The organism is Chamaesiphon sp. OTE_20_metabat_361 (assembly GCF_031364565.1).
The window spans coordinates 1-9,539 of record NZ_JANLWO010000182.1; the positions used below are offsets into that span (position 1 = coordinate 1).

A 9,539-nucleotide genomic window follows, 5' to 3' on the forward strand; every position below is an offset into this window, starting at 1 on the left:
GTTTACCTGTCTCCGAACCGACGGGAAGCATGATCGTCGATATCGGTGGTGGGACGACAGAAGTTGCTGTGATGAGTTTACAAGGCTCGGTGATCAGTGAATCGGTGCGAATCGCTGGCGACGAATTGAGTGATTCGATCGTCAACTACATGAAGAAAGTCCACAACCTCGTAATTGGGGAACGGACAGCCGAAGAAATCAAGATCCAAATTGGTTCGGCTTATCCTACACCCGAGGATAACGACACGACAATGGAAGTTCGCGGCTTGCATCTGTTGTCTGGATTACCCCGGACAGTGACGATTAAAGGCCCCGAAATCCGGGAAAGTATGTCCGAACCGCTTTCGACGATTATCGAAGCGGTCAAGCGGACGCTAGAACGGACTCCGCCCGAACTTGCTTCGGATATTATCGATCGCGGCATCATGTTGGCGGGTGGCGGTGCGCTGCTGCGCGGCATCGATACCCTGATCAGTCATGAAACCGGGATCGTGACGCACATTGCCAACGATCCGCTCACCTGCGTCGTTTTGGGTACTGGCAAAGTACTTGAAGACTTCAAAAATATGGAACGAGTCTTTAGTGGTCGCTCGCGCAGTCTCTAATCGAGAATGAGGGTGGCGGAGAAATTATCGAAGTTTCCAAAACCCTAATTCTTATTTTTGTAGTAATTAATCATTGATAACTAACTAACAACAACCAACAACCAACGAACTATGTTTACTCTGCGCCGCTGGTGGGATAAAAACGCCCTCAAATTAGCTGGGTTTGGGACAATTATCGGTGCGACTTATCTAGTGTTGCAAACGCAAAACGCGTTGGTTTTTGAAGCTTACCATACACTCTCGCAACCATTCCAGCCCAAAGCAAAACAGATCGACTATCTCAAAACTGCGGGTGTCGAGCAACTCCAAAATGAAGTCCAAGAGTTGAAAAATCAAAATCAACAACTCAAGCAGTTAGCTAACTACAGCGCGACCGTTCCGACCAAAGGAATCTTGGCTCCAATCTTATTACATAGTGCCGATAATTGGTGGCAGCAGGTGGTCATCGGGCGCGGGAGTGCCGATGGGATCGCGATCGACCATATCGTCGTGGGTACTGGTGGCGTTGTTGGTAGAATAGTAGCTGTCTCACCACACACCAGTCGCGTTCTACTCGTCAGCGATCCTAGCAATCGGATGGGCGTCCTCATCAGCCGCACCCGGAATATGGGCATCCTTCAAGGCACCCGCAGCAATCAGGCGGTGCTTCAGTTTTTTGACAAACGTCCGGCGGTGAAAGTTGGTGATGTCGTCGCGACTTCGGCTGTGAGTCAGTTATTTCCGACTGGATTGACTGTTGGTAAAGTAATCGATCTAAATTTAAATAAATCTCCCGCGCCAGAAGCGATCGTCGAATTTACCGCCCCCTTTAATGCTTTAGAATGGGTAACAGTTCATCCTCACGATCCTCGGGCAGTACCAGCCGAAGCTATTAAGCCAGTGGCTAAACCAAGTCAGCCAGCGCTGACTAAACCACCAACCCAACTCCGCTAGTTGCTAAATTGCTCGTCATGAATATCGATAATTTGCACCCTCTAGTTCGGAATGGACTTTACTTCCTCACTGTAGTTGGGTCTGCTGGTTTGTGTTTGATGTTGTTACCGACGCGATTGCCGGGAATGGAAATTTTTGGCGTCGGCCCTAGTTGGCTGGTGATGTGGCTGGTCGCCTGGAGTCTACATCGATCGCTATGGCACGCAGCTACAGCCGGGATCGTCCTCGGGTTGATTCAGGACGGGATGACATTTACGAGTACGGATATCCTGGGAACCGTCCCTACTCACGTACTGAGTTTAACCACTGTGAGCGTGCTGGTATTTATGCTGCACAAGCGCCGCTATCTGGACGATACAGTGTTCAGTGCCAGCATCGCGGCATTTGGCTTGACGATCGTTAGTGAAGCTGTCACGGGATTGCAATATCTGCTCGAAACAGCGATCGAGCGATCGCCAGAAGTCAGCTTAGACAGCTTGAATCATATCTGGACTAACCAATGTCCGTCGATGCTAATTACAGCGGTGCTGAGCGGCTTATGGATGCCGATCCTTTACTATCCACTCCAGCTTTGTTGGCAGAAAATGCTTGCAAATAAGTTAGCTTAATTTTTCAAGCGTCACGGCAGTGTCAAGCATTCACCGATTTATTCAGAGGGAAGGATGAGGGTAGTTTCATGAGTTATTGTCTCAACCCGAGTTGCCTGCATCCCCAAAATCCGCCTCAGAGTAACTTTTGTCGCAATTGTGGGCTGAGATTGCGGTTGCGCGATCGCTATTTAGCCGTAGAACCGATCGGGCAAGGTGGATTTGGGCGGACATTTAAAGCGATCGATGAAGACAAACCATCGAAACCTTTTTGCGTCATCAAGCAATTTTTTCCGCAGGTGGAAGGGACTACGGCAACTCAAAAAGCTGGAGAATTGTTTACACAAGAAGCTAGCGCCTTAGAGCAGTTAGATTATCCCAACATTCCCAAGTTACTTGCCTACTTTATCACCGCAGATGGTCGTCAATATTTAGTTCAAGAATTTATCGACGGTCGAAATCTGAAACTTGAGTTAGCAAGTCAGGGTACTTTTTCAGCTACCCAGATTCGAGAATTATTAAAATCGATTTTACCGACACTTAATTATCTCCATCAGTTAGGATTTATTCATCGAGATATCAAACCAGAAAATATCATCCGCCGCACTGATAACAGTCAGCTATATCTAGTTGACTTTGGGGCTGCGAAAACTAATGCAGTCACTGGTGCCGATCGGAAATCGCAACTCCAAGGTACGACGATCGGCACACCCGAGTTTATGGCTCCCGAACAAGGCTGGGGGCGAGCTTTCGCGTCTAGCGATCTCTATAGCCTCGGGGTGACTTGTATCAATCTATGGACGGGAGTTTCACCATTTAATCTCTTCGATGACGATCGCAGTCAATGGAACTGGCAGGATAAAATTGCTACGGCGATCGATCCGCAATTAGCTATAATTATCGATAAATTAATACAACCGCGACCGATCGATCGCTATCCAACGGCACAAGCGGTAATCGATGAATTAGTAGCTAAAAACGTTGCTAATTTACCAGTTCAAAATGGCGATCTACCCGAACCTAAAATCCTAGAGAATACCGCTGCACTTCCAACACGCGTCGCACCTTCACCCACTCCAGCTAGTAGCATTAAACAGTTCGATCTGGGTTTACTAAATGAGCTAGGCATACCACCCCAACCGATCTCCAACTCATCGATCCAACCGACGGCTAACTGGACGTGTGACTATACTTTTACCTGGCATAGTAAACCAATTAATGCCATTGAGATCTTTACTAATGGTCAGTATTTAATTAGTGGTGATGATGGGGGTACTGTAGCCGTTTGGAACCTCACCATGCCACAACAACCGATCGCCACCTATTGTACCAACAATGCGATTTATGCCGTAGCTGCTAGTCCCAATTACAGCCAAATTGCCAGCGGCGACAAAAATCGCCGCGTCCAACTGCGCCGCAAAGAGTCAATTATCAACTCACTTCAAGAATTACACGCGGATTTTAGCAGTGTTGATAGCCATCATGGCTTTGTCTACAGCGTGCAGTTTAGTCCCGATGGTAAAATCTTAGCAAGCAGTAGTGCAGATCGGCGAATTCGGCTGTGGAATACCGATACAGGTAAAATTAGCTATACTCTCGACGGACATCAAGAGTCGGTAATGGCACTGGCTTTTATGCCCAATGGTAAAATCTTAGCTAGCGCTGGAGCCGATCGGACGATTCGATTTTGGGATGTCGAGCGCAAACAATTACTCAAGACAATTGAGGCTCACTCTCACACCATTCATGCGCTGGCAATTAGTCGCAATGGGAGTTTGATTGTGACGGGTAGTACCGATCGTACCGTCCAGGTGCGCCAACTGGGAACATCAGCACACCAGACATTAGAGGGGCATCAAGATGGCGTTCTCACCGTTGCCATCAGTCCCGATAACCAAACGATCGCTTCTGGCTCGATGGATGGGATGGTGTGCCTCTGGGATGCCAATACTAAGCAATTAATTCAGAGTTTCCAGGCTCATCAAAGTGCCGTCAGATCGATCGGGTTTCAGATAAACAGCAAGTTCTTGATTACCGCTAGTTGGGATCGGACGATTAAAATTTGGCGATCCGATCGAGCATGAAATATCTCTCTAACATTTAGTAGTGGGGAAATTCATCAAGCGGTATCTGCTAAGGCAGAGGCTTCGCCAACGCAGCCGGGAGGGAATCTCCCGGATTATGCGAGACAAGACAGCGGCGGTTTTATTCGGAGGGAACCCGAATAAAGAAACCGACAAGATATTTCCCCTACTAACGATCGTTGCTAATTACCTAGACTGTTTTGGAAATCGATACTTTTTCACCAGTACCGCGACCATTTTTATCATTACTTGTCGAACGTGGTTGAATCACCCCAAAGCCACCGTGATTGCGCCGATAAACAACATTCACTTCACCAGTCTCTGCGCTTCGATACATATAAAAATCGTGATCGACCAATTGTAACTGTGACAGAGCTTCCTCGATCGTCAATGCCGACATCGCAAAATATTTAGTCCGCACCACTTCTGCGGGTAAAGTCGCAGCGCGATTGTCGGTGAGGTTATAATCTAATAGCTCTAAATCTAATTCTTCTCCCAAATTTTCGGCTGGATCTGTCCGATCTTTTTTAGTAAAGTTACGCTCTTTATACTTGCGCAATTGGCGAGAAATTTTGTCGGCAACTAAATCGATACTTGCGTATAAATGTTCGCTGGCTTCTTCGGCGCGGATTGTTGCCCCGTTCGCATAAATTGTGACTTCAGCCACCTGTGCGGATGCAATGCGAGGATTTTTAGCAACTGATAAATTTACATCCACCCCGGTGGTGATATTTTCAAAATGGCTGACCGCCTTTTCGATTTTTTGATTGACATAATCGCGGATGGCATCGGTAATTTCGATGTTCTTACTCTGGAGCACAAGCTTCATAAGCATCTCCCACTGGATATGATATTGGGTTTAAGGTTGAGATAGGCAGAAAAATTGTGGAAACTAGTGTTTCCTCTGTAGCGAATTTTACTTACTAAGCTGATAAAATTGCCAACTCCGATCGAGAGTGGGTTTTCAGCTTTAGGATCGCGATTATCCAACTAGGGATAATATAACTACCTCACCTTTTTTGTGACTAACTATACACTAGCATTTATAATCTATTTGCAACATTGTTTAGCGTGACTGGTTAAAAGACTTTGCAATTTGTGACATTCATTTACATCACAGATGGGAGATGGGAGATGGTAGAAGGTAAGAGGTGGTAAAAGGTAGGAATATTAGGACGCTTGCGTCTTCCCAACTCCCAACTCCCAACTCCCAACTCCCAACTCCCAACTCCCAACTCCCTATCCCCTTCCCCCTATGAATACCGTAACAATTCGCGTACCTGCTACCACTGCTAATCTGGGCGCGGGATTTGACTGTATTGGTGCGGCATTGAGCTTGTACAATCAGTTTACTTGGACAAAGATCGAGACGGAAACTTTGACGATCGCGGTACAAGGACTCGAAGCCGCTAGAGTCAATACTGATGCCAATAACCTTGCCTATCAAGCTTTTCTCAAATTGTACGATCGGATCGATCGTACGCCGCCAGTGATTCAGCTCGAAATTAAGCTAGGTGTCCCACTAGCAAGGGGTTTGGGTAGCTCGGCGACCGCGATCGTCGGTGGCTTACTCGGTGCCAATGTGCTGGCAGGAAACCCGCTCTCACCCGCAGAACTCATGCAACTGGCGATCGAGATGGAAGGACATCCCGACAATGTAGTGCCCGCGTTGATTGGCGGTTGTCAACTCGCCGCGACTGCCGCAAGTGGGTGGGCGATCGCGGATATTCCCTGGCATAATACGATCGTGCCGATAGTCGCGATTCCCAGTTTTGAACTCTCTACATCTGAGGCGCGGAGCGTGTTGCCCAATGAATACAGCCGTGCCGATGCGATTTTTAACACGGCTCATCTAGGCTTGATGTTACGCGGATTGGAGACGGGTAATCCCCAATGGCTAGCTGCGGCATTAACCGATCGCATCCACCAACCTTACCGCCAAAAACTAATTCCTGGCTATCCCGACGTAGAACGAGCTGTAATCGCCGCTGGGGGCTATGGCATGGTAATTAGCGGTGCGGGGCCGACTTTACTCGCTTTGAGCGGTTCAGACAGAGCTGAAGCCGTTGCTACAGCCATGACGCAAGCTTGGGAACAGCACGATATTCGAGTGGACGCTAGAGCTTTGTCATTAGATCTACAAGGTGCTGTGTGTAGTTAGCATCATTAAATAACTTAGGTTGCTACTTATTTCTTGCCTGCGACTGAAGTCGCGGCTAATGATGCAAAGTCCGCCTACGCGGACTAGTCAATTAGTCCGCGTAGGCGGACTTTGCATTCCGTTCGCGAAGCGTCTGCCTTGCAGAGCAGCGGTTTCTAACCGCTGTGATTACGGTAGGGCGATCGATTACGCTACTGCTGCCTGTGTTCTCATCATCATTTCATTTTTTCGATCGTATGTTAATATAAGAATATGAGATAATTATGAAATGTAGTAATGGGTCGTAAGTTCGGACTAAAATTCATCTGGAATCAACCGACAGCCAATGCCGATCGAGCGTCACGGTTAGCGGGATTGGTGCCGACTCGATCGAGCATCACCGGGATTGCACTGATATTACTGACAATGTGGGTTAGTGGCTGTGGATCGCAGTCTGGTTCAAAATCTCCAGCGGATCGGAAAGTAGTGCTGACGACGTTTACCGTGCTCGCAGACATGACGCGGAATGTGGCTGGCGATAAAATCGGTGTCGAATCGATCGTCAAACCCGGTGCTGAGATTCATGGCTACGAACCCACTCCGAGCGATTTGGGACGGGGACAGGGTGCCACCGCGATCTTCGATAATGGTTTCAATTTGGAGCGGTGGGCAACGAGATTTTACAATAGTTTTCCCACGGTGCCGCATATTACCCTCAGCGAGGGGGTGCAACCTGTGGAGATCGGCAGCGATGCTTATAAGGGCAAACCCAATCCTCATGCCTGGATGTCTCCCAAAAATGCGCTGATCTATGTCGAAAATATCCGTCAAGCTCTGGGCAAAATCGATCCAACTAATGCCCAGACTTATGACACTAATGCCCTCAATTATAGCCAGCAGATTCGATCGCTCGACACTAAGCTCAAACAAGCAGTTGCCCGCATCCCCGCCGACAAGCGTTATTTAGTCAGTTGCGAAGGTGCTTTTACCTATATCGCTCGCGACTATGGACTCACCGAAGTCTACATCTGGCCAGTCAACGCCGAACAACAAGCGACCCCCAAACAAGTAGAGCGAGTCATCGATACCGTCCGCGCTAAGCAGATTCCCACTGTATTTTGTGAGAGTACCGTCGATAATCGGGCGCAGCTTCAGGTTGCTAAAGAGACGGGTGCCAAGTTTGGGGGCGTATTTTATGTGGACTCACTCTCGCCACCGAATGGCCCCGCAGCAACTTATTTGAAATTACTAGAGTACAACATCAACACACTGATTGAGGGGATGACAACCAAATGAATGCAATCGGTATCGATATTCACAATGTAACCGTCGCTTATCACGGTAAAGTCGCCCTCCACAGTGCTTCGCTGCAACTTAATAGTGGTTCGATCTGTGGATTGGTAGGGATGAATGGTGCGGGAAAATCAACACTGTTCAAAGCAATTATGGGTTTTGCAAAACCCATCAGCGGACGTATTTTAATTAATGGGTTGTCAATTCATCAAGCCCAAAAAAGCAATCTCGTTGCTTACGTGCCCCAATCAGAAGAAGTGGATTGGAATTTTCCAGTTAGTGTAGCCGATGTGGTGATGATGGGACGGTATGGGTATATGAACCTGTTGAGAATACCGCGCTCGATCGACAAACAAATAGTCCGCGAAAGTCTAGAACGCGTGCAAATGTGGGACTTACGCGATCGGCAAATTGGCGAATTATCTGGCGGTCAAAAGAAGCGGACATTTTTTGCGCGGGCACTAGCTCAACAAGCTCAAGTTTTACTATTAGACGAACCGTTTGCTGGTGTTGATGTCAAGACTGAGAAAATGATTATCGATTTGCTCCTTCAGCTTCGCCAAACCGGGCATACAATTTTAATTTCTACGCACGATCTAGCATCGATTAAAACCTTCTGCGATCGGGTGGTACTAATTAACCGCAGTATTCTGGCTTATGGTAATACTGCTGATGTCTTTACTCCTGAAAATATCTCTCGTGCTTTCGATAGTTCCTTGGGCGATTTTTCAAGCGTCACCAGTCAATTAGATCGCGTAAATCGGGAGCAATAAATAGTGGATATAATTAATTGGTTTGTCGCACCATTGCAGTATGAGTTTATGGTGAAAGCCATTTTTGTGAGTGCGTTAGTCGGGATGGTATGTGCAGCACTTTCTTGTTATATGACCCTCAAAGGATGGTCGCTGATGGGGGATGCTGTCTCTCACGCGGTGTTGCCCGGTGTCGCAGTTGCCTACATGCTCAATATCCCGCTAGCGATCGGTGCCTTTGTATTTGGAGTCGGCTCGACAATCGCGATCGGGTTTATCAAATCTCAAACTAGAATTAAAGAAGATACGGTTATTGGTTTAGTATTTACCGGATTTTTTGCACTAGGTTTAGTCTTGATTTCTAAAGTTCGCAGCTCGATCGACCTGACACATATTCTCTTTGGGAATGTCCTGGGAATTGCCGACGGTGATATCATCCAAACGGTAATTATCAGCGCGATTACTTTAGTAACCTTAGCAATCTTACGCAAAGATTTGATGCTGTTTTGCTTTGATTCTACCCATGCTCGATCGATCGGTTTGAATACAACTTTTCTCTACTACGTTTTACTATCTCTCCTAGCGCTGACTGCCGTTGCTGCCCTCCAAACAGTGGGAATTATTCTCGTAGTCGCGATGTTAGTTACACCCGGTGCAACTGCATATCTGTTAAGCGACAGGTTTGATATTATGATGTTAATTGCGATGGCTTCAGGAATATTTTCGAGCGTCGTGGGTACCTATATTAGTTACCATATCGATGGTTCTACGGGCGGCTGCATAGTCGTTTTGCAAACTCTATTATTTCTAGTTGCCATGATTTTTGCACCCAAGCATGGCTTACTAGCTAAATCTAGAGATGCACAAGCAGTCACGATCGCCGATCGTCAGTATTTAGACAAATAAGTAGTTGCAGTTGTTTATTAACTACAAAGCACAAATCCTGGCTGTTATAGCAATAGCCAAGATCGTTAGGACGTTTTCTAATTAGTCCGCGTAGGCGGACTTTGCATCACAAGCGGCGATTTCAATCGCTGTGTCCTAACAGCCTTGGCGGTTGCTATAACTTTTTGGCTACAGAGATTGGGCAACCTGACTAAGCTGGATTTCATCGGCAAAACTGGCTGTCTGAGTGAATTCAAATG

At 47.2% G+C, this 9,539-nt stretch carries 9 protein-coding genes; 8 read left to right on the forward strand and 1 reads right to left on the reverse strand.

Annotation, left to right across the window (positions count from 1 at the left end; genetic code table 11):
- The 4 genes from mreB to RMO35_RS05055 form a co-directional block, all read left to right on the forward strand.
- A partial coding sequence (gene mreB / locus RMO35_RS05040) for a rod shape-determining protein MreB (protein WP_309739007.1) occupies positions 1-605 on the forward strand: 605 nt, incomplete at its 5' end.
- 111 nt (positions 606-716) lie between these two features.
- A complete protein-coding gene (mreC, locus tag RMO35_RS05045) occupies positions 717-1,538 on the forward strand; it encodes a rod shape-determining protein MreC (protein WP_309739008.1) in 822 nt (273 codons plus the stop codon).
- Positions 1,539-1,555: 17 nt separating this feature from the next.
- Positions 1,556-2,146: a rod shape-determining protein MreD gene (gene mreD / locus RMO35_RS05050; RefSeq protein WP_309739010.1), complete on the forward strand. Its 591-nt coding sequence runs from the start codon at positions 1,556-1,558 to the stop codon at positions 2,144-2,146.
- Between the two features lie 68 nt (positions 2,147-2,214).
- Complete coding sequence (locus RMO35_RS05055; protein ID WP_309739012.1) at positions 2,215-4,209, forward strand: serine/threonine-protein kinase; 1,995 nt, start codon at positions 2,215-2,217, stop codon at positions 4,207-4,209.
- Positions 4,210-4,399: 190 nt separating this feature from the next.
- Here RMO35_RS05055 and hpf read toward each other — a convergent pair whose 3' ends face one another.
- The gene (gene hpf / locus RMO35_RS05060; protein WP_309739014.1) at positions 4,400-5,038 is read right to left on the reverse strand and encodes a ribosome hibernation-promoting factor, HPF/YfiA family; all 639 of its coding nucleotides are present in this window, start codon (positions 5,036-5,038) and stop codon (positions 4,400-4,402) included.
- Positions 5,039-5,464: 426 nt separating this feature from the next.
- On the opposite strand from hpf, the gene thrB reads away from it, so the two are divergent.
- The 4 genes from thrB to RMO35_RS05080 all read left to right on the forward strand — a co-directional run bounded on the left by thrB (position 5,465) and on the right by RMO35_RS05080 (position 9,300).
- Positions 5,465-6,370, forward strand: coding sequence for a homoserine kinase (gene thrB, locus RMO35_RS05065; protein ID WP_309739016.1), 906 nt, complete (start codon positions 5,465-5,467; stop codon positions 6,368-6,370).
- 276 nt (positions 6,371-6,646) lie between these two features.
- Positions 6,647-7,645 (forward strand): metal ABC transporter substrate-binding protein, encoded by a 999-nt coding sequence (locus RMO35_RS05070; RefSeq protein WP_309739018.1) that lies wholly within the window; start codon positions 6,647-6,649, stop codon positions 7,643-7,645.
- Positions 7,642-8,415 (forward strand): metal ABC transporter ATP-binding protein, encoded by a 774-nt coding sequence (locus RMO35_RS05075; protein WP_309739020.1) that lies wholly within the window; start codon positions 7,642-7,644, stop codon positions 8,413-8,415. The genes RMO35_RS05070 and RMO35_RS05075 overlap by 4 nt, the downstream gene beginning before the upstream one ends.
- A gap of 48 nt (positions 8,416-8,463) precedes the next feature.
- Positions 8,464-9,300: a metal ABC transporter permease gene (locus tag RMO35_RS05080; RefSeq protein WP_396135603.1), complete on the forward strand. Its 837-nt coding sequence runs from the start codon at positions 8,464-8,466 to the stop codon at positions 9,298-9,300.
- Positions 9,301-9,539 lie beyond the last annotated feature (239 nt).

Coding starts and splice junctions, on each gene's coding strand:
- mreC (WP_309739008.1), top strand. CDS start 717: ATGTTTACTCTGCGCCGCTGGTGGGATAAAAACGCCCTCAAATTAGCT.
- mreD (WP_309739010.1), top strand. CDS start 1,556: ATGAATATCGATAATTTGCACCCTCTAGTTCGGAATGGACTTTACTTC.
- RMO35_RS05055 (WP_309739012.1), top strand. CDS start 2,215: ATGAGTTATTGTCTCAACCCGAGTTGCCTGCATCCCCAAAATCCGCCT.
- hpf (WP_309739014.1), bottom strand. CDS start 5,038: ATGAAGCTTGTGCTCCAGAGTAAGAACATCGAAATTACCGATGCCATC.
- thrB (WP_309739016.1), top strand. CDS start 5,465: ATGAATACCGTAACAATTCGCGTACCTGCTACCACTGCTAATCTGGGC.
- RMO35_RS05070 (WP_309739018.1), top strand. CDS start 6,647: ATGGGTCGTAAGTTCGGACTAAAATTCATCTGGAATCAACCGACAGCC.
- RMO35_RS05075 (WP_309739020.1), top strand. CDS start 7,642: ATGAATGCAATCGGTATCGATATTCACAATGTAACCGTCGCTTATCAC.
- RMO35_RS05080 (WP_396135603.1), top strand. CDS start 8,464: ATGGTGAAAGCCATTTTTGTGAGTGCGTTAGTCGGGATGGTATGTGCA.